Below are 25,474 nucleotides of genomic sequence, written 5' to 3' on the forward strand. Positions count from 1 at the left end.
GTGGCGGAAGAATCCGTATGACGCGAGGCAGGACAGCCACCGGCGATGCACGCGACGGCGCACAACGGCTGCCCAGGCGAACGGCAAAAACGGCGCCCCGCGCTTCACGGTGGGATGCTCCACCTTGAACCCGAAGGGTTCTATCGCCAGTCACGCAGGGGTGATGAGCGCATTAGTGTATTGGATGCGTCATGAATAGGCAACCGCGCGGCAGGGCGCCCGAATCAATTGGGGCCGGACTCTACGCGCCCGTGCCGACACGCTTTGCCGCCTTGCCGCGGTGCGGCATTCTCAGTAGGCTTGCGGGATTCCACCCGCTATTCCGTTACCGACCAGGAGCAGCAATGATCGTGTTCGTCACAGGCGCGTCCGCCGGCTTCGGCGCCGCCATCTCCCGTGCCTTCGTCAAGGGCGGCCATCGCGTCGTCGCGACCGCACGCCGCAAGGACCGTCTCGACGCGCTCGCCGCCGAACTCGGCGACGCCCTGCTGCCGCTCGAGCTCGACGTGCGCGACCGCGCCGCCGTCGAGGCCGTGCCGGCCGCCCTTCCCGCCGAATTCGCGGCGCTCGACGTACTCGTCAACAATGCCGGCCTCGCACTCGGCGTCGAGCCGGCCCAGAAGGCGAGCCTCGACGAGTGGCAGACCATGATCGACACGAATTGCTCGGGCCTCGTGGCCGTCACGCACGCATTGCTGCCCGGCATGATCGCGCGCGGTCGCGGCCATATCTTCAACCTGGGCTCGGTGGCCGGCACCTATCCGTATCCGGGCGGGAACGTTTACGGCGCGACCAAGGCGTTCGTCAGACAATTCAGCCTGAACCTGCGCACCGACCTGATCGGCACGCCGTTGCGCGTCACCGACATCGAGCCGGGCCTGTGCGGCGGCACGGAGTTCTCGAACGTCCGCTTCCGCGGCGACGATGCAAAGGCGGCGAACGTCTACCAGAACGTCCAGCCGCTCACCGCCGAGGACATCGCAGACACGATCTACTGGATTGCGACGCGCCCCGCGCACGTCAACATCAACACGATCGAAATGATGCCGGTCGCGCAAGCCCCGGCCGGCCTCACCGTCCATCGCGGCTGACACGTCGCCCGCAGCCGCGGGCCCGCCTCCGGCCGGCCCGCGGTGTGCCATGACGGTGTGCCACGACGCACTACATTCCGTTACGAATCGGTTACGAATCCGGTCTTTGCCTTCCGGTAGAATGCGCGCCATGACTCAGCCCACCCGCTCCCCGGAAGCGCCGTCCGGCTTTACCTGGCCGGTGCGCGTGTACTACGAGGATACCGACGCAGGCGGCATCGTCTTCTATGCCAACTACCTGAAGTTCTTCGAACGCGCCCGAACCGAGTGGCTCCGCGCCTGCGGCGTCGACCAGCGTCGGCTCGCCGACGATACCGGTGCGATCTTCATCGTGCGCAACACGTCGCTCGACTACCGCGCGCCGGCGCGACTCGACGACACGTTGACGATCACGAGCCGGCCTGGACGCATCGGCCGCGCGTCGGTGGAATTCACGCAGGAAGCCTGGTGTGGCGACACGCTGCTCGTGGTCGGGCACATCCGCCTCGGCTGCGTCGACCGTCACGGCATCCGGCCCGCGGCCATCCCGCCGGCCGTGCTCGACGCGCTGCAACGCGGGCCCGTCATCGACGCCGGGCAGACTGGTTTGTCAACGAAGCTCGCATGAGCGCCGTTTAGACACAGCCTATGAACTTGCCGTTCTGATTCGATACTAAGCAAGGTTCGGCGTCAGGCATGGCCGGCGCGCCGCGCCGCACGCACGCCGGACGCCCTTGCCGGGCACCCCCGAAGGGACGTTACTCAAACCTCTATGAATACTGTTCAAGACCTGTCGATCATTTCCCTCGTCCTCAACGCGAGCGTGCTGGCCCAGGCCGTGATGGGGCTGCTGCTGCTGCTGTCGCTGATGTCGTGGACCTTCATCTTCCGCAAATGGTTTGCCATCCGCCGCGCGCGCGCGCAGACCGAACGCTTCGAAAAGGACTTCTGGTCGGGCGGCGACCTGCAGGCGCTGTATCAGAGCGCAGCCAACAACCGCCATACGATCGGCGCACTCGAGCGGATCTTCGAATCGGGGATGCGCGAATTCCTGAAGGGAAAGGAAAAGCGCCTGAGCGACCCGGGCCTCGTGCTCGACGGTGCGCGCCGCGCGATGCGCGCGTCGTTCCAGCGTGAAATGGACGTGCTCGAGGCGAACCTCGCGTTCCTCGCGTCGGTCGGCTCGGTCAGCCCGTACATCGGTCTGTTCGGCACGGTCTGGGGGATCATGAACTCGTTCCGCGGCCTCGCGAACGTGCAGCAGGCCACGCTCGCGAACGTCGCGCCGGGCATCGCCGAGGCGCTCGTCGCCACCGCGATCGGCCTGTTCGCCGCGATTCCGGCGGTGGTCGCGTACAACCGCTACGCGCACGACATCGATCGCCTCGCGATCCGCTTCGAGACCTTCATCGAAGAGTTCTCGAACATCCTGCAGCGTCAGGCCCAGTAAGGAGCGCGCCATGGCAGGAAGCCCCATCCGATCCAGCATGCGCGGCGGCCGCTCGCGCCGCGCAATGGCCGACATCAACGTCGTGCCGTACATCGACGTGATGCTGGTGCTGCTCGTGATCTTCATGGTCACAGCACCGCTCGTCGCCCCGTCGATCATCAACCTGCCCACCGTCGGCAATGCCGCGCCGCAAGAGCAGACGCCGCCCGTCGTCGTCAACATCAAGGCCGACCGCACGATGAGCGTCAAGTACAAGGGCGACTCGGGCGCGACCCAGGAAGACACGATGACGAAGGCCGAGCTCGACAGCTTCATCTCGGCCCGGCAGGCCGATCACCCTGACCAGCCGGTCGTGATCGCAGCCGACAAGACCGTGCAGTACGATGCCGTCATGACCGTGATGTCCGATCTGAAGGCGCGCGGCGTCAAGCGCGTCGGCCTCCTCGTCAAATCGCAATGAACCGGCAGCAATCCACGCGCAGATCCGCGTACCCGCTCCAGCCTCCCCGCGAGCGCGGGACGTGGCGCGCGTTCGCGCTCGCCGCGCTGATGCACGTGCTGCTCGCGCTGTTCCTCTATCACGGCGTGCAGTGGCAGAACAGCACGCCGGCCGGCGCCGAGGCCGAGCTGTGGACCGAAGTGCCCGACGTCCCCGCGCCGCGGCCGGTGGTCACGCCCGCGCCGCCCGCGAAGGTCGCGCCGCCCCCTGCCCCGGTGCGCGACGAACAGGCCGACATCGCGCTGCAGCAGAAGAAGCGTCAGCAGGAAGCGGCCGCGCGGGAAGCGTTGCTCGAGCAGCAGCGCCGCGCCCAGCAACTGAAGGCCCAGCAGGAAGAGGAAGCCCGGCGTGCGCAGCTCGCCGCGCAGCAGGCCGCCGCCCTCGCCGCCCAGAAGGCCGCGGAACGCGACAAACAGAAGCAGGCCGAGAAGCTCAGGCAACAGCAGCTCGCCGAGCAGCAGAAACTCGAACAACAGAAGCTCCAGCAGCAAAAGCAGGCGCAACTCGAAGCGCAGCAGGCGGCGAAGGCGAAGGCCGACGCGGCCGCGAAGGCCAAGGCGAAGGCCGAAGCCGCGGCGCGCGCGAAGGCCAATGCGGCGGCGAACGCGAAGCTCGACCGCGAGCGCAGCGCGCGCCTCGCGCAACTGCAAGGCCTGTCCGGCGCCGGCGAAGGCGGCGGCGACGGCCTGGCGAAAAGCGGCACCGGCACGGGCTCCGGCGGCAATGCCGCGACGCCCGGCTATGCCGACAAGGTGCGCCGCCGCGTCAAGCCGAACATCGTTTGGGGCGGCGAGCGGGCAGGCCTGACCACCGTCGTCAAGATTCGGTGCACGCCGTCCGGTGACGTATTGAGCGCATCGGTCTCCCGCTCGAGCGGGAATTCGGGGTGGGATCAAGCCGTGGTGAATGCGATCCACGCGTCGGTCCCGTTGCCGCCCGATTCTAACGGCCGTACCCCGTCCGACATTACGATTACCTTCAAGGCGGCGGAGTGAAACGAAATGCGCTTACACTCCGGGCGTCGCTGTCGGATGGGAACGAATCGGGTATTTTTACTGTCTCTGCGGTTGCGCAGCGATCCAAGCCATACGGGAAGCAAGAAGCATGAGTTTGATGACAAAGCTAGGTTTCAGGGCACTCGTGGCCTCGTGTCTGATTACGGCGGGCAGCGCCGCTAACGCCCAGGTCAACGTGCTGATCACCGGTGTCGGGTCGACCCAGTTCCCCATCGCCACCGCGAATTTCACGAACGAGGCGAACCTGCCGCAGCAGGTCACGTCGATCGTGCGCGCCGACCTCGCCCGCAGCGGCAAGTTCACCAACATCGACGCAGGCAGCACGCCCGTGCCCGAGACCGCCTCGGTCGATCTCGGCGCATGGAAGGCAAAGGGCGCGAACGCGTTCGTCGCCGGCAGCGTGAACCGCGACGCGAACGGCCAGTACAAGGTCAACTTCATCCTGTACGACACCGTGAAGCAGCAAAGCCTTGGCGGCCTGTCGCTGACGGCCACCGACACCACGCTGCGCACGGCCGGCCACAAGATCGCCGACTACATCTACCAGAAGCTGCTCGGCGTGCGCGGCGTGTTCGCCACGCGCCTGTCGTACGTGATCAAGACCGGTAATCGCTACCAGCTGCAGATTTCGGATTCGGACGGCCAGAACGCGCGCATCGCGCTGTCGAGCACCGAACCGATCATCTCGCCGGCGTGGTCGCCGAGCGGCACGAAGGTCGCGTACGTATCGTTCGAGCGCAAGAAGCCGATCGTCTACATCCACGACCTGCCGACCGGCCGCCGCTACATGGTGTCCGACCAGAAGGGCAACAACAGCGCGCCGGCGTGGTCGCCGGACAGCAACACGCTCGCCGTCGCGCTGTCGCTGACGGGCAATACGCAAATCTATACGGTCAACGCGAACGGGGGCGGCCTGCGCCGTCTCACGCAGAGCAGTTCGATCGATACCGAGCCGTTCTACTCGCCGGACGGCCGCTGGATCTACTTCACGAGCGATCGGGGCGGTGCGCCGCAGATCTACCGGATGCCCGCCCAGGGTGAAAGCGCCGGTGCCGCGCAGCGCGTGACCTTCACCGGCAGCTACAACACCAGCCCGCGCGTGAGCCCAGACGGCAAGCTGCTCGCTTACATCTCCCGCACGGGTGGGGGCTTCAAGCTGTACGTTCAGGATCTGCAGACTGGCGCGGCGAACGCCATCACGAATACCAATCGCGACGAATCGCCGAGCTTCGCGGCAAACGGCCAGTACCTTCTGTACGCTACCCAGTCGGGTGGCCGCAACGTTCTGGCCGCCGTGCCTTCCGACGGCAGCGCGCCGCCGCAGATCCTGTCCGTCCAGGGCGGCTCCGTTCGCGAGCCGTCGTGGGGGCCCTTCATGCAATGACCACAAGGAGAGTAACCATGATGTCGAATAAAGCTCGTCTGGCCCTGGCCGTGATGATGATCAGCGCGCTCGCCGCGTGCAAGTCGGGTGTGAAGCTCGACGACAAGGCGAACAACGCGGGCGCAGTCAGCACGCAGCCGAGCGCCGACAACGTCGCGCAAGTGAACGTCGATCCGCTGAACGACCCGAACAGCCCGCTCGCGAAGCGCAGCATCTACTTCGACTTCGACAGCTATTCGGTGAAGGACGAGTACCAGCCGCTGATGCAGCAGCACGCGCAGTACCTGAAGAGCCACCCGCAGCGTCACGTGCTGATCCAGGGCAACACCGACGAACGCGGCACGAGCGAGTACAACCTCGCGCTGGGCCAGAAGCGTGCGGAAGCCGTCCGCCGTGCGATGGCCCTGCTCGGCGTGAACGACTCGCAAATGGAAGCCGTGAGCCTCGGCAAGGAAAAGCCGCAGGCAACGGGTCACGACGAAGCATCGTGGGCGCAGAACCGTCGCGCCGACCTCGTCTACCAACAGTAAGTAACGGAAGAATCGCCGTATGACGCACCGTTCAACCTGGCTGCGCGTTGCCGCAGCATTCTGCGTCGCGGGCGCGGCGTGGTCGGCCGCGCCGGCGCACGCCGGCATGTTCGACGACAACGAGGCGCGCCGCGCCGTGCTCGATCTGCGCAGCAAGAGCGACAACCTGTCGAGCCAGTTGTCGGCCGCTCAGCGTACGATCCTCGATCAATCCGGCCGTATCGACCAGCTGAACCAGCAGGTCGCGACGCTGCGCGGCGAGAACGAGGATCTGACGAACCGGCTGACGACGCTCGAGCGGCAGCAGAAGGAGTACTACCAGGATCTCGACACGCGGCTCAAGAAGTTCGAGCCACAGCAGGCGACGATCGATGGTGTCGAAGGCACCGTGCAGCCGGGTGAAACGGATGCGCTCAGCGCGGCGCAGCAGCAGTTCCGCAACGGCAACTTCAAGGCGGCGGCGGCTTCGTTCCGCGCGTTCATCGCGAAGTATCCGCAGAGCCCCTATCAGCCGACCGCGCAGTACTGGTACGGCAACGCGCAATACGCGCTGCGCGACTACCGTGGTTCGACCGCGACGTGGCAAGGGATCGTCAGCAAGTTCCCGCAGCACCCGCGCGCGGCCGACGCCCTCGTGGCGATCGGCACGAACCAGCTCGAACAAGGCCAGAAGGCGGCCGCGAAGAAGACGTTCGAGCAGGTCGTGTCGCAGTACGCCGGCTCGAACGCGGCGCAGACGGCGCAGGGCAAGCTCGAAACGATCAAATAATTATCGTGGCGCGTTGTTGACAGCCCTGCAACCCGTCGCTATAATCTTTTGCTCTTTAGGTCGTTGCCCAGGTTATTGAAGCAACGAACCGACAGATTTCAAGAACGTGGGGTGGTAACTCAGTTGGTTAGAGTATCTGACTTTTAATCAGAGAGTCGAGGGTTCGAGTCCCTCCCACCCTACCAACTATCTTCGATAGTGCAAAAAAGCCTCCCTCGCGGAGGCTTTTTTGCGTCTGTCGCCTGGCCGTTCGAGCCTGAATGCATCGACGATGCTCGTCCACACTCAATCGCGCGCGACCTGATCCCGGCCGATCACCGCACGCTCACGTCGCGCAGCACCGCACCATATCCCGCATACAGATTGCCGTCGGGCAGCAACCGCAACTGCGCGAGTTGCCGATGCACGACCGGCAGGTTATGGAACGGCATCCGCGTGAACAGATGATGTTCGATATGGAAATGAATCGCATGCGGGCCGAACAGGAACGTCTGCCACGAACGCCGGACGATCGTGCGTGCGTTGCGGCTCTGGTCCGCGCCGGCCGGCAGCCCCGCATGCTCGAAGATCGCGCGCACCTGCCCGGCGAACGGCAACAGCGTGACGGACGGCACGATCCACAACGCGACGTACAGCAGCGGATGTCCGGCCAGCGCGAGCGCGCCGAACAGCGCGCCGTTGCCGACCAGCATCGACGCGATCTCCCACGCCGCATACGCCCGCGATTTTTCGACCTTCGGCAACGCATGCGCGAACGCGCCGCGCGCGAGCTTCACGACGCTCGTCACGTAGCCGATCCCGCATGCGTACGCGAGCAGGCGGACGATCAGCCGCGAGCGCGTCACCGGATAGTCGTGCACGCCGAACAGCAGCGCGACGGGGTCGTCCGCCTGCATCGGCGCGCGATGGTGCTTCAGATGGCCGGCCCGATACGTGCGCAGCGACAGCCATAGCGGGCCGGCGGCGAGCAGTTGCCCGAGCACGTCGTTGACGTGCCGGTTGCGCGCGAGCAGCCCGTGCGCCCCTTCGTGCATCATGACCGCGAGCGCGAGCTGGCTGCGCGCGATCACGATCGCCGCGCACGCGTAGGCAAGCGGATGCGCAAACGCGATCGCCGCGGCGAACGCGGCGGCGATCATCAGCCAGTCACCCGCGAGCGCCACGCCGACACGCGCCGTGCTCACGCGAAACAGCACTGGATCGGGCACGAACCGCGCGAGCCCGGCGTTCGATCCGACGCGGTGAACGTGCGTCTCCGTCACGCAAGCCTCCTGCGCAGCGAACGCCGCTCCACCCATCGCGCGCCGACCGCCGCGAGCACGACCCCACCCAGCACGTCGGCGACCGTATGCTGCTTGAGCGTCAGCGTCGACGCGCAGATCAGCAGCCCGATCGCCGTCGCGACGATCCGGCGCCGGTCCGCCAGCATCCGGCACGCCAGACACGTCACCGCGACATGCAGGCTCGGGAAGCCGTTGGCCGCAAGATCGAGCTGCCACATGCGCGCAAGACGCCGACGCACGAACGCATTGCCGATCTCCGCGATGTCGGGCCGCGGCACGGCTTCCGGAAACAGCAGGAAGCAGATCACACCGAGCACGAACGCGATCAGCACGGCCTCCCTGAACGCGGCGAATGCGGACGGCCGCGCATACGCGGCGAGCGCAACCACGAACGGAAAGAACGCGACATAGACGAACCACGACCACGCGATGAATGGAATCCGCGCATCGATCGCCGTGGCCAGCACGTAGCGCGGCGTGACGCCGCGCTCAAGCAGAAAGAAGATCGCGAGACCCGCGACCATGCCGAATGTCGCGGCCAGCATCTGCCGGACATCGGGCCGGCGATCGTCATGCAGCATTCGCGTATTCATCGCGGCGTCGGCGCCTCGCATCGGGTTTGCGCATCGGCCGCTCGCGCATGCGGACACAGCACGAGGAGGTGCGATGTCCACGCGTCGAGACGCGCACGCGCATGCTCGCGGCCCGCGAACGTCCCCGCCGGCGTACCGGGATCGCGCATCAGCGCGATCGACGCCTGCGCTACCTCGCGCCGGAATGCCGCCGCATCGCCACGCCATGTGACGACACGGTGCACGAGCCGCAGCCGTGCCGCGCGCGCGGCGTTGCTCGCCTGTTCGGGTTGATCGGTCTGTACGAGCAGGATCGGGCGGCGATACACATGCGCGATCGACAGCGCGGCCATGCCGGGCGCCGACACGATCAGCGGCGCATGCGCGGCGCGCGTCGGCCAGCCGGCGTCGACGCCGGTCCAGCCGTCGTGCCCGGCGTAGCCCTCGCCCACCCGGTGTGCGGCGAGCCCCGCGTCGCGCATGCCGGCCGACAGCGCATCGGCGAGCGCGACGTCGCGAAAGTGCGGATTCAGATAAACGGCCGCGGCGGCGGGGTCAGGCGCCGGCAGGTCGGCGACGATCGGCACCGGCGTCGGCAGCCGGCGATGCCGGTGCGAGCGCTGCACATCGTCGGCGAAGCCGTACGCGAAATCATGCTCGATGCGGCCCAGCGCCGAATCGATCTGCCAGTCGACGATTCGCGCGAACGCACGCGCCAGCACGCGCGGCAGCCGTGCATCGAAATTCGCGGTCAACGCGCGGCGCAGGCTGCCGCCATACACGTGGACGACGCGACGCCGCCAGCCCGGCACCGCGCCCATGAACAGCAGCGCCGGATGAAACGAGTCATTGATCACGAGATCCGCATCGCGCACGATCGCGCGCAGCCGCGCGATGTCGCGCAACATGCGGGTCGGCCTGAACACGTAGTGCGCGACATTGCGATCGGTCGCGTCGCGCAGCATGTCCTGCCGCTCGTCGAACTGCACCGCGTAGTGCCGCGACAGCACGTCCGCGTCGATGCCGAACGCGGCGAGAAACGCCCGCCCTGCGTCGGACGTCGTCAGCACGTCGACCTGCGCGCCGGCCGCGCGCAACGCATGCACGAGCAGTTGCGCGCGCATCAGATGGCCGCGCGCGTCGGCCGTCGCGAGATAGACGATGCGCGGCATCATGGGCGCGGACGAAGCGACTGGATCCAGCCGGCTGCAACCATCGCCAGCGCGCCCGTCACGCCGAAACCGCCTTCGATCGCGCGGATCTCGTCCAGCAACGCGGCGAGCGACGCGGCCTCGGCCGGCTCGACGAGGCGACGCAGCGTATCGGCGCACAGCCGCACGTGGCGCGTCTCGTCGGCAAGCACGCGCGACAGCAGCGGATACAGCGGATGCGCGTCGCCGATCGTCGCGCAGTGGCGCGCGAGCACGCGCATCGCCATCTGTTCCGCGCACAGGCCGGTCGCATACGCGGGCACGAGTACGCCTTGCGCGAAATGCGGCGCGTAGCGCTGCGCGAGCCGGCGCCATCGCATGATCTTGCGGCGGCTCAGCCAGTCGGGTTCATGCGGCCCGGTCGACGCGTCGACGCCGCGCTCGCGCAGCGCGTCGGCAAATGCGGCCGCGTGGCGGCGCTCGTCCGCGAGATGCTGCTCGATGCGCGGCGCGAGCCAGTCCGGCGGCTGTCCGGTCCAGTCCTCGTGCAACGCGCACTCGGTCGCTTCTTCGCCGATCAGGTACATGCGCAGCATCCAGCGCTCGCCATGCGTGCTGCGATGCAGCTGCCGGATCGCCGCCCGCTTGATGCGATCGACGAGATACGCACGCACCCACGCCGGGCCACGCGGTACCGGCGTATCGAGACAATCGAAGCGCTCGCCGTACGCGGCCCGCGACGACGCGGGCAATTCGTTTGCCGCGGTCATGCCGGCTCGCTGCGTGCCGATGAAGATTTCGTCGCGGCAGCGGCTGAGGCAGCCGGATCGCGACGCCAGCCGAGGATCAGGCCGACGAAGCTTTCCTGCAGGAACGCATGCGCGGAGGCCGCCGCGCCCGCGAACGCTTCCTCGCGGCCATTCACGCGCAGATAGCCGTTGCCGTCGCGCGCGCCGAACTCGATGCGGTCGTTCTTCCGAAAGCCGCGTTCGCGCACGTCCTTCACGAGTGCGCTGCCGTCGAGGCCGAACAGGAACAGCTCGCGCTGCGCGACCCACACCGGAATGTGATTGCTCAGCGCATCGAAGCGGATCGACCACGTGCCGGACGCGAGCGCGCGATCGACGTCGGCATCGCCCGGTGCGTTCGACGTGAAGCTCGCGCGCGCGACCGCCTTCGTCAGGCCGCCGACACCGAGCGCGATCGTGATGTCGTCCGCGGACGGCTGCTTCGGATCGGTCGCACTCACCTTCACGAGATGACGCGCCAGCCGCGATGCGAGCGTCGGATGCGCGAACAGCGCAAGCGTTTCGTCCGGTGTGAGCACGTCGCGCTCGCGATCGCCCTCCTTCACGCGCACGCGATACGGATCGATCCGCACGTCGGTGAACTTGCCGCGCACGGGCGCATGGACGTACACGTCACGATCCCATTTCCGGCCGTCGCGACGCAGCAGAACGTGCACGCTCAACGGCACACGCCGCCCGTCGGCATCGACGCCCGTGCCTTGTAGCAGCACGTCGCCGAGCACGTCCTTCGTGCGGCGGCCCGCCTCGCTCGAGAAAACGATCGTGTGCGCATCGGTATCGATGCTCGCGTGAACGTCGGGCGCATCGAGCGCGACTCGATTGCAGTCCGACGCGGCGGCATTCGTGAACGGGCAGCCGCTTTGCGACGTGAAGTGAAAAATCCCGCGCCCCGCCCGATCGACCGGTGCGGCATCGGCGCCGACGCTGGCGGCAAACAGGGCGAGACAGGCAACGCGGGTGGCGAGTGAGGGCATGGTCGTCGTCGGAAGGGAATCAGGATATCGAAGTGTCGTGGCCGCGCCGCGAGGCGTGGCGCCATTTCAATCAATGACGGTGATAAGACAGTGCGTCGAGATCGCGCCGGGCCGATGCGCGTCCCGTGAGCCCGAAACCGCGCGCGAGCGCGCCGAGCGTATCGACGGCGGATGCGGCGACCGTGACGCCGACGGCCGCCAGATAGCGAACCGCGCCCAGTCGCGGCAACTGCTGGCGATCCAGCGCGCGCAGGCTGTAGCCGAGCCGCATCGCCATCACGCAGAACGGGCCGAGCGGGCCGCTGCGGCCGAGCCACTGCCATTGACGCGGCAGGTACGCGTTCACGAGATGCGGCGTCAGCCCGACGCTGTCCTCGCCGCGCATCCAGCGCAGCTTCAGCGATTCGCGACGTGTGTCCGGCAGCCGATGCTCGGTATGCGCGGCCGGTGCGAATTCGACGGCCACGCCAGCCGCCTGCATCCGCAGCCCCATCACCTGGCAATGCGCGCGATAGACGCCGTCGAGCGGCTCGTAACGGAATTGCGCGAACACGTCGCGTCGGAACGCGACGTTGTTGGCGTAGAAATTGCGCGTCGCGCCATCGCGTAGCGGGCTCGGGAAATACATGAAATCGATCGACGTCAGCGCGATGCCGAGCACGTTGGGCGCGTAGCTGGTCCGCCCCGCCACCGCGACGGGCGCGTCGCCCGCGTCGCGTGCGAACGGTGCAAGCAGATGTTCGAGCCAGTCGTCGGCCGGCCGGCAGTCGGCATCGCCGAATACGACGATGTCGCAGCGATTGGCATCGACGCGATCGAAGCCGTCGTTCTTTGCATCGTAGTAGCCGGTGCTCGCACCGATCTCGACGAAGTCGATTGGGCGGCCGGCCACCGCGGCGATTTCCGCGCACGCGTCGGCGGGCAGGCCGTCGTGCGTGATGATCCATTGCGCAAGGGCGGCCGGCGGCACGGTCTGTTTCGACAGCGCCGCCACGAGGCGTTTCAGGCTGTCGACGGCCTGCGCGAGGCCCGCGCCGCCGCGCAGGTTGTTCGTCTCCAGCACAAGCGCGGCGTGCGCGGCCACGGAACGGGCGGCCAAGCGCGCCCGCGCAGCGGTATCAGTGAAGTTCGGCATCCGGAATATCTCCATCGTCATGCGTGACGGCATGGACGAAACGAAAAGACAGCGGGGCCGCGGCGCGCCGGCGAATGCGGGCGCCGCGAGCGTCGTCGCGCAACGGGCGGCCTCGGCGGGCGCGCCCGCTGCGCCTGCCGTCACTCGTGGATCGACGGTGCGGAATCGGCGTCGGTATAGCGCGGCTTCGCGTTCTGCAAGTCGCGCGTGTTCTTCTGCACGGCCACCGAGCCGAACAGCGCGAGCACGAACGACATCGCGTAGAAGCCCTTCTCGCTCAGTTGCAGCGTCGCGTTGAAGAGGCCGACGATCAGCAGCGCGATCGACAGCAGCAGCGCGATCCAGCTGAGGCCGTAGTAGATGCCGGTGACGGGAATGCCTTCCGCGCGGTCGCGCACGCTCTTCTGCAGCGAGATCGCCGCATAGAGGCCGAACACCAGCACGGTGAAGTAGTAACCCTTCTCGTTGAGCTGCATGCCGGCGTTCCAGAGCCCGATCAGGAATGCCGCGAAACCGGCGAGCAGCGCGGCCCACGACGCGGCCACGAATGCGAACGACGGTTGCTGGATGGTGGTCTGGTTCATTGCTTTGCCCTCTCTTTCTTGTTGTTCGAAATCGTTGTCGTTGAACTGCGTTTTGCGCATGGTAGCAGCTTTGGCGCGCGGCATCGCGGCCGCGGCGCCGAGCGATTCGACCGTCCACGATTGCGCCGGCGGCTGCAGCACGGCCTGGCCCGGCGGGCCGAGCCGCGCACCGGCACGCGAGCATGAATACGTCGTACGCGCCGGGAAACAGCACGAAATCGCCGACAGAGCGTTGCAGCGTGCGTGCGTCGGCGACACGCAGCTGGCAGGTTCCGGCCGGCGCCAGATGGAACGCCGCTTCGCCGGGCGGCAGCGGGCCGTGCGGCATCGCGAACGGGGCCGTCGAGCAAGCAGTGCATGTCGAGCTCGACATGGCTGCGCCCCGGCGACAACAGTCGACCCCATGCATCCACGAAACGACTGCGCTGAAAATCCACACTCCCGCCTATCGAAACCCTCATCGAGAGCGATCAGAATAGCCTTGCATCGCCCGAGATCGCGGCAGCCGCCGCGCTCGTCACTCTTCTCGAAAAAGGACGCATCATGCTGAACTGGAACGAATACCGGAAGGAGCTCTCGACGCGTATCGGCGACATCGCCAAGCTGTCGCCCGACACGCTGGCCGGCTACCAGGCGCTGTCCGGCGCCGGGGCCAAAACCGGCCATCTCGACGCGAAAACGCGCGAGCTGATCGCGCTCGCGGTGGCCGTCACGACGCGCTGCGACGGCTGCATCGCCGTGCACACGGCCGAAGCGGCCAAGCATGGCGCGACCCGGGAGGAAGTGGCGGAAGCGCTCGGCGTCGCGATTGCGTTGAATGCCGGCGCGGCGCTCGTCTATTCGGCGCGTGTGATGGACGCGCTCGGCGACTGAGCCGACGCGGTGCGGCACTGCCGTCGTGCCGCACCGCAGCGTCGAACGGCTGCGTTGCGTCACGCCGGCAGTGCGGCCGCACGGTGGTCCATCGCGCGTATGCGGCCGCCATGTATGACGATTGCCGGTGACGCCCCTCGATGCGGCAACGCCGCTCAGTCGGCTACCATGCGCGAACGATACATCGTGAAGGAGCGCTCCATGTGCCGCTGGCTCGCCTATACGGGTAATCCGATCCATCTGGAAACCGTGTTGTTCCGCGCGAAGCATTCGCTGATCGACCAGAGCCTGCATTCGGAGCTGGGCGCCACGACCACCAACGGCGACGGCTTCGGCATCGGCTGGTACGGGCATCCCGACGAACTCCCGTTCCGCTATCGCTCCGTGCATCCCGCATGGAACGATCGCAACCTGCGCGAAGCCGCGCGTGCGATCCGCTCGCGGATGTTCATCGCGCACATTCGCGCGGCGACCGACACGCCCGTGCAGGAAACGAACTGCCATCCGTTCCGCCACGGCCGCTGGCTGTTCGCGCACAACGGGCTGATCCGCGACTTCCACAAGTTGCGCCGCGACCTGACGATGAAGGTCGATCCCGCGCTGTTCCCGACGCTCGAAGGCTCGACCGACTCCGAGCTGATGTTCCGCCTCGCGCTCACGTACGGTCTCGAGCAGGCGCCGCTGCCGGCGCTCGAACGGATGGTCGGCGTGGTCGAGGAAACCGCCGCGCGGCATCGCGTCACCGACCCGCTGAACATGACGATCTGCGCGACCGACGGCGAACGGATCGTCGCGGTGCGCTATTCGAGCGAACGGCAATCGCGCTCGCTGTTCCACAGCACGTCGTTCAAGCATCTGCACGAGCTGTATCCACATAACCCGCGCATCGCCGAAGCCGGCGACGACGCGTTCATGGTCGTGTCGGAACCGCTCGTCGACCTGCGCGGCGCGTGGGAGGAAGTGCCGGAGGGGATGGCGATCGTCGCGCACGGCGCCGACGTGCAGCAGCGGCCGTTCGGGCCGCGGCACAAGTGACATGCCGCAGTTCTGACGAATCGAGCGCGTCCAGGTGGCGAGTACTTCGGTGCGATACGGCCGTTTCGCCGATCCGGTTGCGCCGGGCCGACGCCCGGTACTGCCAGATCAATCGAAAGCGATACGAATCGTCGCTCGACGAATACAATCGGGCAAACGCCTCGGATAATTCCCCAATTCGATAATGAGCGACGGAGTCGCATGGCGAAAGCGGATGCTGCGCGCTAGCACAGTTTTCGCTGAATAAAAAAATCCATGCCCTTGCGATTCATCCCGACCGGGAACCACGGCAATAATCGACACACGGTCGAGAACCCTGTCGGCGACACGCATTCATTTCGAATTATTACGGCGGATCGGCAATCATTACCGTGCGGGCGATGCTCGCACGCCGTCACGCCGACTGAAGGCGAACGTCTATTCCTGATTAAAATATTCAAGTTACCAATTTTGAAAAGCACCGCTACAATTCGCCGACGGATGAATCCGCTTCACAATTAAAGTACGAGGCCGTTACCGGCACATCGAATCCGAGATGGCTCCAGATCTCCCCCGTTCTCCCCCTGTCACGCTCACGCGCGATCCATCCGTGCTTTCCAGCATGAAGCAGGACCATGCCTTCGTGGTATGGCTCACCGGTATCTCCGGCGCCGGCAAATCGACCCTCTCGAACCTGCTGAAGCAGCAACTCGATGCGCGCGGTCTGCGGACTTTTCTGCTGGACGGCGATCGGCTTCGCGAAGGATTGAATCAGGACCTCGGATTTAGCGACGCAGACCGCCACGAGAACATCCGTCGGACAGCCGAGGTCGCGCGCCTGATGGTGGATGCCGGGCTCGTCGTCATCGTTGCCCAGATCTCGCCGTTTCGCGAGGCACGCGCCAAAGCGCGCGCACGTTTTCCGCAGGGCATGTTCTTCGAAGTCTTCGTCGACGTCGCGCTGGACGTGGCGGAAGCGCGCGACCCCAAAGGGCTCTACGCGCGGGCAAGGCAAGGGACCCTTCGGCAGTTCACCGGCATCGAATCGATCTACGAGCAGCCGGTATCGCCCGACGTGCATGTGCGCACGGGCGAGGCAGGTCCGCTGGAATGCGTGCACGCGATCATGCGGAAATTGCCGTTGAACGGCTGATGCCCATCGTCGAACGTCGTCCGCCGCCCGTCGCGCATCGCCCTCACCGCGAGCACCGTGCCATCGTCGGCCACCGCGGCGCGATCTGACTGAAAACCAGCCGACCGACATCCCGCTCGGCACGACGCACCGTCCGGCGAACCCCGGCAAGATTCCGCTCGAACCGATCGAAGTGCAGTCGGGCACGCATCTCGGCGAGGACGACACCGCCCGCCTCGACGGCACCTACGGCCGCGCGGCGCGGCAAGCGACTCGACGCCCGCCGCGCGCCACGACAGGCCGTCCTCAAACGGGCCGCACGCATCCACGTCCCGCCCGTTTTTCACTACGTCAAGCAATGTCAGCCCGGTTGCCGGCCGCTCGCCGGTCAGGTTATAAAAGCGCACCCATTCCGGTGCATGCGCCGCCCTTTTACCCTTGACTTCGGAGAACGCATGATCGATCTCGCCACCGCCCAGCAATTCCTGATGACCCGTGGCCTCGACTTCGGCCTCAACCTCCTCGCCGCGATCGTCCTATGGTTCGTCGGCCGCTGGGCCATCCGCATCGGCACGCGCCTGCTCGGCAAGGTCGTGCGCCGCAGCGGCAAGGTCGACCCGACACTCACCGACTACCTGACCTCCGTCGTCGGCGTGTTGCTGACGATCCTGCTGATCCTCGCGATCCTGCAGATCTTCGGCGTACAGACGACCTCGTTCGCCGCGCTGCTCGCCGGCCTCGGCCTCGCGATCGGCACGGCCTGGGGCGGCCTGCTCGCGCATTTCGCCGCCGGCGTGTTCATGCAGGTGCTGCGCCCGTTCAAGATCGGCGACGTGATCAGCGCGGGCGGCGTCACGGGCACGGTGAAGGAGCTCGGCCTGTTCGGCACGACGATCATCACCGCCGACAACATCGTGACGATCGTCGGCAACAACAAGATCTTCTCGGACAACATCGCGAACTACAGCGCGACGCCGCACCGCCGCGTCGACCTGACCGCGAAGATCGCGAACAGCGTCGATGCGGCCGATGCGATCAACCGCCTGAAGACGCAGATCCAGCTGGTGCCGAACGTGCTGAAAGTGCCGGCACCGGACGTCGGCGTGCTGCAGTTCACGCCGGAGGGCCCGCTGCTGTTCGTGCGCCCGTCGACTCAACCGGAGAACTACTGGCAGGTGTACTGCGACACCAACCGCGTGATCCTCGAGACGTTCCGCGAAGCCGGCTATCCGACGCCCGAAACGCCGGTCTCGCAACGCAACGCGTGACGGCAGCAGCCGAACCGCACGGCGAACCGCGCGGACGAAAAAAAAGCGTGGCCGCCGCCACGCTTTTTTATTGCGTCGAAGCGCGTCGCGTCAGCGCCCGCCCGCCTTCGGCGCCCCGTTCGAGCGCCGCCCGCGCACGAGCTTCCACACCGCGCCGAGCGCGACCGGCACGATCGCCGCGCCGATCCCGACCAGCACGATCACGTTCAGGTACTGGCGGACGAACGGGATGTTGCCGAAGAAATAGCCGAGCAGCACGAGCAGCAGCACCCACACCAGCGCGCCGATCACGTTGAACAACTGAAAGCGCGCGACGCTCATCGACGACGCCCCCGCGACGAACGGCGCGAACGTGCGCACGACCGGAATGAAGCGCGCGAGCACGATCGTCTTGCCGCCGTGCTTGTCGTAGAAGGAGTGGGTCTTCTGCAGCGCGGCGCGATCGAGGAAGCGCTCGAGCACCGGGATATGCGTATTGAACACCTTCGGGCCGACCCAGCGGCCGATCAGGTAGTTCACGGTGTTGCCGGTAATCGCCGCGACGAGCAGCAGCACGATCAGCAGGCCGACGTTCATTTCACCCGTCGCCGCGAACGCGCCGCCGATGAACAGCAGCGAATCGCCGGGCAGGAACGGGAAGACGACGAGCCCCGTCTCGCAGAACACGATCAGGAACAGGACGAGATAGACCCACGCGCCGTACTGCCGGATGAAATCGCCGAGGAAGGCGTCGATATGCAGGACAAGGTTGACGAAATGAAGCAGCGTATCCAAATGCGATTCCTCGAAGGCGATGGGGCCGGAACGGCCGGAACCGGCCAGACATGGCCGAGGCGGCCGCCAGCCAAGGCGGCGCGTGCAAACGGGGTGATGATACCGAAACTACCTTAAGGGTCCGTGAAAAAACGTAACGGCCGGTCGCGCCGGCACGCGTTCGCCGCCTCGCTATAATTCGGCCATGTCCGATATCACCGAAACGGCCGCGGGCGCCGCGCCCGCCCCCGCCGCGCGCCCGCTGCGCGCGATCCAGCCCCTGCCCGACCAGCTGATCAGCCAGATCGCCGCCGGCGAGGTCGTCGAACGCCCGGCGTCGGTCGTCAAGGAGCTGCTCGAGAACGCGATGGACGCTGGCGCGACGACGCTGCGCATCGTGCTGGAGGAAGGCGGCGTCAAGCGCATCTCGATCACCGACGACGGCTGCGGCATTCCGCCGGACGAACTGGCGCTCGCGTTGATGCGTCACGCGACCAGCAAGATCCGCTCGCTCGAGGAGCTCGAGGCGGTCGCGACGCTGGGTTTTCGCGGCGAAGCGCTCGCATCGATCGCATCGGTCGCCGAGATGTCGATCACGAGCCGCACGGCCGATGCCGCGCACGCGATGAAGATCGACGCGCAGACGGGCGTGCTGTCGCCCGCCGCCGGCTCGATCGGCACGACGATCGAGGTGCGCGAGCTGTACTTCAACACGCCCGCGCGGCGCAAGTTCCTGAAGAGCGAGCAGACCGAATTCGGCCACTGCCTCGAAATGATCCGCCGCGCGGCGCTCGCGCGGCCGGACGTCGCGATCTCGGTGCTGCACAACGGCAAGGCCGTCGAGCACTGGAACGCGACCGAGCCCGCGCAGCGCGTCGCGAAGATCCTCGGCGACGGCTTCGCGACCGCGCACCTGCCGCTCGACGAGCGGGCGGGCCCGCTCGCCGTGTACGGTTGCGCCGGCCTGCCGACCGCGAGCCGCGGGCGCGCCGACCAGCAGTATTTCTTCGTGAACGGCCGTTTCGTGCGCGACAAACTGCTGACGCACGCGGTGCGGGCGGCCTACGAGGACGTGCTGCACGGCGACCGCTACCCGTCGTACGTGCTGTTCCTCGACCTGCCGCCCGAAGCCGTCGACGTGAACGTGCATCCGTCGAAGATCGAGGTGAGGTTCCGCGATTCGCGCTCGATCCACCAGTACGTGTTCCATGCGGTGCAGCGTGCGCTTGCCCGCCATGCGGGCGCGTCGCCGGAAACCACCGCGGGCGGCCATGCCGCGCAACTCTCCCCGGCGCCACGCGGGCCGGCGTCGTTCGTCGACACGCCGCTCGGCCAAAGCCAGGGCCACGCGGCAGGCGGCAGCGGCTTCTCGTCGCCGTCGTCTTCATCGTCGGCGGGCAATACCTGGATGCGCCAGGCGCGGATGACGCAGGGCACGCTGCCCGTCGCGCAGCCGCTCGCGCTCTACGACGCGCTGTTCGGCCGCAAGGACATTGGCGCGGGCACGCCGGACGGCACGACGCTCGTCGCCCGCGATACGGCCGACGCGCCGGTCGCGCCGCTGCCGGGCTTCGCCGCGGCGCCGCTCGCCGCCGGCGCGCACGACGAGCAGCCGCTCGGCTTCGCGCTCGGCCAGATCCACGGCATCTACGTGCTCGCGCAGAATGCGTACGGCCTCGTGATCGTCGACATGCACGCGGCGCACGAGCGAATCCTGTACGAGCAGTTCAAGAACGCGCTCGCCGATCGCTCGGTCGCCGTGCAGTCGCTGCTGCTGCCGATCTCGATGACGGCCACGCCGGTCGAAATCGGCACGGTCGAGGAAGAGCGCGACACGCTCGAATCGCTCGGCTTCGACCTCGCGGTGCTATCGCCGACGACGCTCGCGATCCGGGCGGTGCCGGCGCTGCTGAAGGATGCCGACCTGCAATCGCTCGCGCGCGCGGTGCTCGCCGACCTGCACGCGTTCGGCGGCTCGCGTGTGCTCACCGAGCGCCAGCACGAGCTGCTCGGCACGCTCGCGTGCCATCACGCGGTGCGCGCGAACCGGCGCCTGACGCTCGACGAGATGAACGCGCTGCTGCGCCAGATGGAGGCGACCGAGCGCGCGGACCAGTGCAATCACGGCCGGCCGACCTGGTACCAGCTCACGCTGAACGATCTCGACCGTCTCTTCATGCGCGGGCAATGAGCGCTTCCTCGCAGCCCACTCCGACGACGATCGCCTGCCTGCTCGGCCCCACCGCCTCGGGCAAGACCGCCGCGGCGCTGGCGCTCGCCGCGCGCCGCCCGATCGAGATTGTCAGCGTCGATTCGGCGCTCGTCTACCGCGACATGGATATCGGCACCGCGAAACCGTCGCGCGACGAGCGCGCGAGCGTGCCGCATCACCTGATCGACATCATCGACCCGGCCGATGCGTATTCGGCCGCGGAATTCCGCACGGACACGCTGCGGCTGATCCGCGAGATCGTCGCGCGCGGCCGCACGCCGTTGCTCGCCGGCGGCACGATGCTGTACTACAAGGCGTTGACGCAAGGGCTCAACGACCTGCCCGGTGCCGACCCGGAGATCCGCGCGACACTCGACGCCGACGCCGCGCGCGACGGCTGGCCCGCGCTGCACGCGCGGCTCGCGCAGGTCGATCCCGACACGGCCGCGCGGCTCGCGCCGAACGATTCGCAGCGGATCCAGCGGGCGCTCGAAGTCTTCATGCTGAGCGGGCAGCCGATGTCGGCGCTGCTCGCCGCGCCGCGCCGCACGGATGATGCGGCCGCCGCGTACCGCTTCGTGCCGGTCGCGCTCGAGCCGTCGGATCGCGCGATGCTGCACGCACGGATCGCGCAGCGCTTCGACGCGATGCTCGATGCGGGTTTCATCGACGAAGTCGAGCGGCTGCGGCGCCGCGACGATCTCCATCCCGATCTGCCGTCGATGCGTTGCGTCGGCTATCGGCAGGCGTGGGAATTCCTCGACGGCGATACCGACTACCGGACGATGCGCGACAAGGGCATCTTCGCGACACGTCAGCTGTGCAAGCGCCAGATCACGTGGCTGCGCGCGATGCCGGAACGGATCGTCGTAGACTGCATCGCGCCGGATTCGACGGCTCGCGCGCTCGATGCGCTCGAACGCGTGCTCGACGGCCGCACGCCGCGCTGACCGCTCAATCCGCCCGACGCGCCGCCAGGCGCGCGCGGGCGCCGTCGACGATCCATGCGATGCCGCGCTCGAACGCTTCGTCGCCGCCGCGCTCGCGCAGCACGGCCCAGCCTTTCGCGAACAACGGATAGTCGGCCGCGTCCGGCAGTGACGCATCGGCGTCCGCGTCCGGCGCCGCCTGCTCTTCCAGCACCCATCCGACCACGAAGCGGCCGATCGCGACCATCACGTCGACCGCTTCGTCCGGCGTGAACCCCGCGTCGCCGAGCAGCGCGATCTTGCGTTCGATCGAGCTGAAATGCAGCGCGCGCGGCCGCGTGCCGGCGTGCAGGCGCGCCCCGTCGCGATAAGCCAGCAGCGCACGGCGGAAACTGCGCGCATTCTCCGCGAGCCACGCGTCCCACACGTCGCCCGGCTTCGGCAGCGACGCGCCGTGGCGCTCGAGCATGATCGCCTCGGCCATCGCGTCGAGCAGCTCGGCCTTGTTCCTGAAATGCCAGTACAGCGTCGGCGATTGCACGCCGAGCCGTTCGGCGAGCCGCCGCGTCGACAGCGCGTCGATGCCCACTTCGTTCAGCAGTTCGAGCGCCGCGCGCAATACCGTGTCGCGCGTCAGCCGCGCGCCTGTGTCCTTCATCTCTATCACCGATAGGGAAACTGTGGAATAATCCTCACTCTATCATCGATAGAGTAATGCACTTGAATCCGTCCCTGATTGCCATTCTTGCCACGGTCCTGCTCGACGCGATCGGCGTCGGCATCGTGATGCCGATTCTGCCCGGGCTACTGCGCGCGCTCGCCGGCGCGGGCAGCACCGACACCCACTACGGCATTCTGCTGGCGCTGTACGCGTTCGCGCAGTTCCTGTGCACGCCGCTGCTCGGCGCGCTGAGCGACCGTCTCGGCCGCCGGCCAGTGCTGCTCGCGTCGCTCGCGGGCGCCGCGCTCGACTATCTGCTGATGGCGCTCGCGCCCACGCTCGCGTGGCTTTACGTCGGGCGGCTGATCGCCGGCATCACCGGCGCGAACGTCGCGGTCGCGACCGCGTACGTGACCGACGTGACGGCCGAACCCGACCGCGCACGGCGCTTCGGCCAGCTCGGCGCGATGATGGGCATCGGCTTCATCGCCGGCCCGCTGATCGGCGGGCTGCTCGGCGCGCTGCACCTGCGTGCGCCGTTCGTCGCGGCCGCGTTGCTCAACGCGCTGAATCTCGTGCTCGTGTGGCGTGCGTTGCCGGAATCGCGGCCGCGCGCGGCCCGGGAAGGCCGGACGGCCGGCACGCTCAACCCGTTCGCGAGCCTGCGCCGGCTGAGCGGCGCGCCCGCGCTCGCGCCGCTGGTCGGCATCTACGTGATCGTGGCACTCGTGTCGCAGGCGCCCGCGACGCTGTGGATCCTGTACGGCCAGGAGCATTTCGGCTGGTCGACGCCGGTCGCCGGACTGTCGCTCGCCGGCTACGGCGCATGCCACGCGCTCGCGCAGGCGTTCGCGATCGGGCCGCTGATCGCGCGGCTCGGCGAGCGGCGCGCGCTCGCACTGGGGCTGGCAGGCGATGCGCTCGGGCTTGTGGTCATCGCGTTCGCCACGGCCTCATGGGTGCCGTTTGCACTGCTGCCGCTGTTCGCGGCCGGCGGCATGACGCTGCCGGCGTTGCAGGCGATGCTCGCGCGGCAGGTGGACGATACGCGCCAGGGCGAACTGCAAGGCACGCTGGCGAGCGTGGCGAGCCTGATCGGCGTCGCGGGGCCGCTGGTCGTTACCGCGACCTATGCGGCGACGCGCGCGACGTGGCCGGGGCTCGTGTGGGCTGGCGCCGCGCTGCTGTACCTGCTCGTGCCGCCGCTGCTGGCCGGTGCGCGCCCGGCGAATGCGCCGCGAGCGTCCGCTTGAGCGTCGGCGGGCGCCGGCCATACTGAGGCTCGAGCGGCCGAAAAAAAGCCGCCCGGATCGATCCCGGGCGGCTTTCCTTGCTGCATCTGCTGCGGCAATGCGTCAGACCACGACCGTCTGCGCCTCGCCTTCGCGGGTCGCACGCACGGTGCCGATCTTCCACACCTGTTCGCCGGCGGCGGTCAGGTCGGCAATCGCTGCGTCGGCATCGGCCGCCGAGACGATCACGGCCATGCCGATCCCGCAGTTGAACACGCGGTGCATTTCCGCATCGGCGACGCCGCCGTGCTCCTGCAGCCACTTGAACAGCGGCGGCAGCGGCCATGCCTTCTGGTCGAGCTCCGCGGTGAGGCCTTCGCGCAGCACGCGCGGAATGTTCTCGACGAGGCCGCCGCCGGTGATGTGCGCCATGCCCTTCACCGTCAGCTTCTGCATCAGCGCGAGCAGCGGCTTCACGTAGATGCGCGTCGGCGCCATCAGCGCGTCGGCGAGCGAGCGGCCGTGGAAATCGGCGGACAGATCCGGGTTCGCGCGCTCGATGATCTTGCGCACGAGCGAGAAGCCGTTCGAGTGAATGCCGCTCGATGCGAGGCCGAGCACGACGTCGCCTTCGGCGATCGTGCTGCCGTCGATGATCTTGCTCTTCTCGACCGCGCCGACCGCGAAGCCGGCCAGGTCGTATTCGCCGTCCGGGTACATGCCCGGCATTTCGGCCGTTTCACCGCCGATCAGCGCGCAGCCCGACAGTTCGCAGCCCTGCGCGATGCCCTTGACGACGGTGGCGGCCGTGTCGACGTCCAGCTTGCCGCACGCGAAGTAGTCGAGGAAGAACAGCGGCTCGGCGCCCTGCACGAGGATGTCGTTCACGCTCATCGCGACGAGATCCTGGCCGACGGTGTCGTGCTTGTTCAGATGAAAGGCCAGCTTGAGCTTGGTGCCCACGCCGTCGGTGCCCGACACGAGCACGGGCTCCTTGTACTTCTTCGGCACTTCGAACAGCGCGCCGAACCCGCCGATGCCGCCGAGCACGCCGTCGCGCAGGGTTTTCTTCGCAAAAGGCTTGATCTTGTCGATGAGCGCGTCGCCGGCGTCGATGTCGACACCTGCGTCGCGATAGGACAGACCCTGAGCGTCGGGAGCGGATTTCGGAGGATTCATGGGGGAATGCGAGAAGGTCGGTAAAATGCGATTTTACCCGAAGCCGGCCCGTTGGCCGGAATTCCGAGCACCGAATCGTCAGGGATTGCATCTTGGTCAACACGTCCCCGTTTTCATCGCCGGGCGAAGCGCGCCGAAGCCCGCGCCGCGCCGCCGTGCGTACGGTCGCGCGTGAAGCCGGCCGAGGCGCCTTCCCGCGCGCGCGCCCGGCGTACGGCACGCGTTTTTTCAACCGATCCGCACTGTGACTGCTGTGTCCCGTCAACTGACGCTCGATCTCGGCACGCCGCCGCCCGCCACGTTCGACAACTTCATCATGAGCGACGAGAACGACGAGCTCGTCACGCGCCTGCAGAAGCTCGATCTCGCGCTCGCGGCCGGCCCCGTGCCGGACCGGTCGTTCTATATCTGGGGCGAGCCCGGCAGCGGCCGCACCCACCTGCTGCAGGCGCTCGTGAGCGATGCGTCGTACGGCTATGCGCGCTACCTGAGCCCGCAGAGCCCGCTCGGCGCGTTCACGTTCGACCCGCGCATCGGCATCTACGCGATCGACGACTGCGACCGGATGAGCGACACGCAGCAGGTCGCGCTGTTCAACCTGTTCAACGAAGTGCGCGCGCACCCGTCGAGCGCGTTCGTCGCGGCGGGCCCGGCGGCGCCGCTCGCGCTCGACGTGCGCGAGGATCTGCGCACGCGCCTCGGCTGGGGGCTCGTGTTCCACCTGTCGCCGCCGTCCGACGCCGGCAAGATCGCCGTGCTCAAGCTCGCGGCGAAGGAGCGCGGGATCGCGCTCACCGACGACATCGCCGCGTACCTGCTGACCCATTTCCGGCGCGACATGCCGAGCCTGATGGCCTTGCTCGACGCGCTCGACCGCTTCTCGCTCGAGCAGAAACGCGCGGTCACGCTGCCGCTGCTGCGCCGGATGCTCGCGCGTCCCGGCGACGACATCACACCACCGGGCACGGGCCCGAACCGCTTCGAGTAAAATGCGC

The 25,474-nt window shown here is 67.6% G+C and carries 26 protein-coding genes, 1 tRNA gene, 2 pseudogenes and 1 riboswitch; of the genes and pseudogenes, 18 read left to right on the forward strand and 11 right to left on the reverse strand.

Features of this window, described 5'->3' with window-relative positions:
* Window positions 1-63: 63 nt before the first annotated feature.
* Window positions 64-164, reverse strand: a riboswitch (ZMP/ZTP riboswitch).
* Between the two features lie 180 nt (window positions 165-344).
* The 9 genes from LGM42_RS17020 (at window position 345) to LGM42_RS17060 (ending at window position 6,903) form a co-directional block, all read left to right on the forward strand.
* The gene (locus LGM42_RS17020; protein ID WP_226232707.1) at window positions 345-1,091 is read left to right on the forward strand and encodes an SDR family NAD(P)-dependent oxidoreductase; all 747 of its coding nucleotides are present in this window, start codon (window positions 345-347) and stop codon (window positions 1,089-1,091) included.
* Between the two features lie 121 nt (window positions 1,092-1,212).
* Window positions 1,213-1,698 carry a tol-pal system-associated acyl-CoA thioesterase gene (gene ybgC, locus LGM42_RS17025; RefSeq protein ID WP_059574258.1) on the forward strand — a complete coding sequence of 162 codons (486 nt, stop codon included), beginning with the start codon at window positions 1,213-1,215 and terminating at the stop codon, window positions 1,696-1,698.
* 144 nt (window positions 1,699-1,842) lie between these two features.
* The gene (gene tolQ / locus LGM42_RS17030) at window positions 1,843-2,520 is read left to right on the forward strand and encodes a protein TolQ (RefSeq protein ID WP_059574259.1); all 678 of its coding nucleotides are present in this window, start codon (window positions 1,843-1,845) and stop codon (window positions 2,518-2,520) included.
* A gap of 10 nt (window positions 2,521-2,530) precedes the next feature.
* A complete protein-coding gene (gene tolR, locus LGM42_RS17035) occupies window positions 2,531-2,980 on the forward strand; it encodes a protein TolR (RefSeq protein WP_006484943.1) in 450 nt (149 codons plus the stop codon).
* Window positions 2,977-4,014 (forward strand): cell envelope integrity protein TolA, encoded by a 1,038-nt coding sequence (tolA, locus tag LGM42_RS17040; protein WP_226232708.1) that lies wholly within the window; start codon window positions 2,977-2,979, stop codon window positions 4,012-4,014. The genes tolR and tolA overlap by 4 nt, the downstream gene beginning before the upstream one ends.
* A 109-nt stretch (window positions 4,015-4,123) precedes the next feature.
* Window positions 4,124-5,419 carry a Tol-Pal system beta propeller repeat protein TolB gene (tolB, locus tag LGM42_RS17045; RefSeq protein ID WP_059574261.1) on the forward strand — a complete coding sequence of 432 codons (1,296 nt, stop codon included), beginning with the start codon at window positions 4,124-4,126 and terminating at the stop codon, window positions 5,417-5,419.
* Between the two features lie 17 nt (window positions 5,420-5,436).
* Window positions 5,437-5,949, forward strand: coding sequence for a peptidoglycan-associated lipoprotein Pal (gene pal, locus LGM42_RS17050; RefSeq protein WP_006484980.1), 513 nt, complete (start codon window positions 5,437-5,439; stop codon window positions 5,947-5,949).
* Between the two features lie 19 nt (window positions 5,950-5,968).
* Entirely contained in the window at window positions 5,969-6,718 is a 750-nt protein-coding gene (gene ybgF / locus LGM42_RS17055; protein WP_006484965.1) for a tol-pal system protein YbgF, read from the forward strand.
* Between the two features lie 108 nt (window positions 6,719-6,826).
* A tRNA-Lys gene (locus LGM42_RS17060) sits at window positions 6,827-6,903 on the forward strand.
* A 129-nt stretch (window positions 6,904-7,032) separates the two neighbouring features.
* Here LGM42_RS17060 and LGM42_RS17065 read toward each other — a convergent pair.
* The 8 genes and pseudogenes from LGM42_RS17065 to LGM42_RS17100 form a co-directional block, all read right to left on the reverse strand.
* Window positions 7,033-7,980, reverse strand: a complete 948-nt coding sequence (locus tag LGM42_RS17065; protein WP_196485200.1) for a fatty acid desaturase family protein — start codon at window positions 7,978-7,980, stop codon at window positions 7,033-7,035.
* Window positions 7,977-8,594 carry a phosphatase PAP2 family protein gene (locus LGM42_RS17070; protein ID WP_226232709.1) on the reverse strand — a complete coding sequence of 206 codons (618 nt, stop codon included), beginning with the start codon at window positions 8,592-8,594 and terminating at the stop codon, window positions 7,977-7,979. Before LGM42_RS17070 ends, LGM42_RS17065 begins: the two co-directional genes overlap by 4 nt.
* Complete coding sequence (locus tag LGM42_RS17075) at window positions 8,591-9,748, reverse strand: hypothetical protein (RefSeq protein WP_226232710.1); 1,158 nt, start codon at window positions 9,746-9,748, stop codon at window positions 8,591-8,593. The genes LGM42_RS17070 and LGM42_RS17075 overlap by 4 nt, the downstream gene beginning before the upstream one ends.
* Complete coding sequence (locus LGM42_RS17080; RefSeq protein WP_226232711.1) at window positions 9,745-10,494, reverse strand: ferritin-like domain-containing protein; 750 nt, start codon at window positions 10,492-10,494, stop codon at window positions 9,745-9,747. Before LGM42_RS17080 ends, LGM42_RS17075 begins: the two co-directional genes overlap by 4 nt.
* Complete coding sequence (locus LGM42_RS17085) at window positions 10,491-11,507, reverse strand: hypothetical protein (RefSeq protein ID WP_226232712.1); 1,017 nt, start codon at window positions 11,505-11,507, stop codon at window positions 10,491-10,493. The genes LGM42_RS17080 and LGM42_RS17085 overlap by 4 nt, the downstream gene beginning before the upstream one ends.
* Window positions 11,508-11,577: 70 nt before the next feature.
* A complete protein-coding gene (locus tag LGM42_RS17090) occupies window positions 11,578-12,642 on the reverse strand; it encodes a glycosyltransferase (RefSeq protein WP_226232739.1) in 1,065 nt (354 codons plus the stop codon).
* A 140-nt stretch (window positions 12,643-12,782) separates the two neighbouring features.
* On the reverse strand, window positions 12,783-13,226 hold the full coding sequence (yiaA, locus tag LGM42_RS17095) for an inner membrane protein YiaA (protein WP_059574344.1): 444 nt from the start codon (window positions 13,224-13,226) through the stop codon (window positions 12,783-12,785).
* A 124-nt stretch (window positions 13,227-13,350) separates the two neighbouring features.
* Window positions 13,351-13,639: pseudogene (locus LGM42_RS17100) on the reverse strand (AraC family transcriptional regulator); the annotation flags it as partial.
* Window positions 13,640-13,769: 130 nt separating this feature from the next.
* On the opposite strand from LGM42_RS17100, the gene LGM42_RS17105 reads away from it, so the two are divergent.
* From LGM42_RS17105 to LGM42_RS17125, 5 genes and pseudogenes are all read left to right on the forward strand, one after another.
* Entirely contained in the window at window positions 13,770-14,099 is a 330-nt protein-coding gene (locus LGM42_RS17105; RefSeq protein WP_059574266.1) for a carboxymuconolactone decarboxylase family protein, read from the forward strand.
* Between the two features lie 201 nt (window positions 14,100-14,300).
* The gene (locus LGM42_RS17110) at window positions 14,301-15,134 is read left to right on the forward strand and encodes a class II glutamine amidotransferase (RefSeq protein ID WP_060965615.1); all 834 of its coding nucleotides are present in this window, start codon (window positions 14,301-14,303) and stop codon (window positions 15,132-15,134) included.
* 601 nt (window positions 15,135-15,735) lie between these two features.
* Window positions 15,736-16,266, forward strand: a complete 531-nt coding sequence (gene cysC, locus LGM42_RS17115) for an adenylyl-sulfate kinase (protein ID WP_060011431.1) — start codon at window positions 15,736-15,738, stop codon at window positions 16,264-16,266.
* A gap of 85 nt (window positions 16,267-16,351) precedes the next feature.
* A pseudogene (locus LGM42_RS33350) lies at window positions 16,352-16,687 on the forward strand (mannose-1-phosphate guanylyltransferase/mannose-6-phosphate isomerase); the annotation flags it as partial.
* 13 nt (window positions 16,688-16,700) lie between these two features.
* On the forward strand, window positions 16,701-17,513 hold the full coding sequence (locus LGM42_RS17125; protein WP_059574269.1) for a mechanosensitive ion channel family protein: 813 nt from the start codon (window positions 16,701-16,703) through the stop codon (window positions 17,511-17,513).
* 90 nt (window positions 17,514-17,603) lie between these two features.
* Here the strand turns inward: LGM42_RS17125 and LGM42_RS17130 are convergent, their stop codons facing one another.
* Window positions 17,604-18,287 (reverse strand): DedA family protein, encoded by a 684-nt coding sequence (locus LGM42_RS17130; RefSeq protein WP_059574270.1) that lies wholly within the window; start codon window positions 18,285-18,287, stop codon window positions 17,604-17,606.
* Window positions 18,288-18,471: 184 nt separating this feature from the next.
* On the opposite strand from LGM42_RS17130, the gene mutL reads away from it, so the two are divergent.
* Window positions 18,472-20,457, forward strand: coding sequence for a DNA mismatch repair endonuclease MutL (gene mutL, locus LGM42_RS17135; protein WP_060312728.1), 1,986 nt, complete (start codon window positions 18,472-18,474; stop codon window positions 20,455-20,457).
* A complete protein-coding gene (gene miaA, locus LGM42_RS17140; protein WP_226232713.1) occupies window positions 20,454-21,428 on the forward strand; it encodes a tRNA (adenosine(37)-N6)-dimethylallyltransferase MiaA in 975 nt (324 codons plus the stop codon). Before mutL ends, miaA begins: the two co-directional genes overlap by 4 nt.
* 4 nt (window positions 21,429-21,432) lie before the next feature.
* Here the strand turns inward: miaA and tetR are convergent, their stop codons facing one another.
* Entirely contained in the window at window positions 21,433-22,065 is a 633-nt protein-coding gene (gene tetR, locus LGM42_RS17145) for a tetracycline resistance transcriptional repressor TetR (protein WP_060011424.1), read from the reverse strand.
* A 56-nt stretch (window positions 22,066-22,121) separates the two neighbouring features.
* On the opposite strand from tetR, the gene tet reads away from it, so the two are divergent.
* Window positions 22,122-23,321 (forward strand): Tet(A)/Tet(B)/Tet(C) family tetracycline efflux MFS transporter, encoded by a 1,200-nt coding sequence (gene tet / locus LGM42_RS17150; RefSeq protein WP_226232714.1) that lies wholly within the window; start codon window positions 22,122-22,124, stop codon window positions 23,319-23,321.
* A 102-nt stretch (window positions 23,322-23,423) separates the two neighbouring features.
* Here tet and purM read toward each other — a convergent pair whose 3' ends face one another.
* A complete protein-coding gene (gene purM / locus LGM42_RS17155; protein WP_059574275.1) occupies window positions 23,424-24,479 on the reverse strand; it encodes a phosphoribosylformylglycinamidine cyclo-ligase in 1,056 nt (351 codons plus the stop codon).
* Between the two features lie 253 nt (window positions 24,480-24,732).
* On the opposite strand from purM, the gene hda reads away from it, so the two are divergent.
* Entirely contained in the window at window positions 24,733-25,467 is a 735-nt protein-coding gene (hda, locus tag LGM42_RS17160) for a DnaA regulatory inactivator Hda (RefSeq protein ID WP_221622686.1), read from the forward strand.
* Window positions 25,468-25,474: the final 7 nt, after the last annotated feature.

It is taken from the genome of Burkholderia sp. AU39826, assembly GCF_020419965.1.
Classification (GTDB): Bacteria; Pseudomonadota; Gammaproteobacteria; order Burkholderiales; family Burkholderiaceae; genus Burkholderia; species Burkholderia semiarida.

Bases quoted from the DNA above. Each gene is read 5' to 3' on its own strand.
- ybgC (WP_059574258.1), top strand. From the start codon at position 1,213: ATGCGCGCCATGACTCAGCCCACCCGCTCCCCGGAAGCGCCGTCCGGC.
- LGM42_RS17125 (WP_059574269.1), top strand. From the start codon at position 16,701: ATGATCGATCTCGCCACCGCCCAGCAATTCCTGATGACCCGTGGCCTC.
- LGM42_RS17020 (WP_226232707.1), top strand. From the start codon at position 345: ATGATCGTGTTCGTCACAGGCGCGTCCGCCGGCTTCGGCGCCGCCATC.
- LGM42_RS17110 (WP_060965615.1), top strand. From the start codon at position 14,301: ATGTGCCGCTGGCTCGCCTATACGGGTAATCCGATCCATCTGGAAACC.
- tolR (WP_006484943.1), top strand. From the start codon at position 2,531: ATGGCAGGAAGCCCCATCCGATCCAGCATGCGCGGCGGCCGCTCGCGC.
- miaA (WP_226232713.1), top strand. From the start codon at position 20,454: ATGAGCGCTTCCTCGCAGCCCACTCCGACGACGATCGCCTGCCTGCTC.
- LGM42_RS17105 (WP_059574266.1), top strand. From the start codon at position 13,770: ATGCTGAACTGGAACGAATACCGGAAGGAGCTCTCGACGCGTATCGGC.
- tolA (WP_226232708.1), top strand. From the start codon at position 2,977: ATGAACCGGCAGCAATCCACGCGCAGATCCGCGTACCCGCTCCAGCCT.
- ybgF (WP_006484965.1), top strand. From the start codon at position 5,969: ATGACGCACCGTTCAACCTGGCTGCGCGTTGCCGCAGCATTCTGCGTC.
- tet (WP_226232714.1), top strand. From the start codon at position 22,122: ATGCACTTGAATCCGTCCCTGATTGCCATTCTTGCCACGGTCCTGCTC.
- LGM42_RS17090 (WP_226232739.1), bottom strand. From the start codon at position 12,642: ATGCCGAACTTCACTGATACCGCTGCGCGGGCGCGCTTGGCCGCCCGT.
- LGM42_RS17080 (WP_226232711.1), bottom strand. From the start codon at position 10,494: ATGACCGCGGCAAACGAATTGCCCGCGTCGTCGCGGGCCGCGTACGGC.
- tolQ (WP_059574259.1), top strand. From the start codon at position 1,843: ATGAATACTGTTCAAGACCTGTCGATCATTTCCCTCGTCCTCAACGCG.
- cysC (WP_060011431.1), top strand. From the start codon at position 15,736: ATGAAGCAGGACCATGCCTTCGTGGTATGGCTCACCGGTATCTCCGGC.
- LGM42_RS17075 (WP_226232710.1), bottom strand. From the start codon at position 9,748: ATGATGCCGCGCATCGTCTATCTCGCGACGGCCGACGCGCGCGGCCAT.
- purM (WP_059574275.1), bottom strand. From the start codon at position 24,479: ATGAATCCTCCGAAATCCGCTCCCGACGCTCAGGGTCTGTCCTATCGC.
- mutL (WP_060312728.1), top strand. From the start codon at position 18,472: ATGTCCGATATCACCGAAACGGCCGCGGGCGCCGCGCCCGCCCCCGCC.
- pal (WP_006484980.1), top strand. From the start codon at position 5,437: ATGATGTCGAATAAAGCTCGTCTGGCCCTGGCCGTGATGATGATCAGC.
- tetR (WP_060011424.1), bottom strand. From the start codon at position 22,065: ATGAAGGACACAGGCGCGCGGCTGACGCGCGACACGGTATTGCGCGCG.
- tolB (WP_059574261.1), top strand. From the start codon at position 4,124: ATGAGTTTGATGACAAAGCTAGGTTTCAGGGCACTCGTGGCCTCGTGT.
- LGM42_RS17085 (WP_226232712.1), bottom strand. From the start codon at position 11,507: ATGCCCTCACTCGCCACCCGCGTTGCCTGTCTCGCCCTGTTTGCCGCC.
- LGM42_RS17070 (WP_226232709.1), bottom strand. From the start codon at position 8,594: ATGAATACGCGAATGCTGCATGACGATCGCCGGCCCGATGTCCGGCAG.
- yiaA (WP_059574344.1), bottom strand. From the start codon at position 13,226: ATGAACCAGACCACCATCCAGCAACCGTCGTTCGCATTCGTGGCCGCG.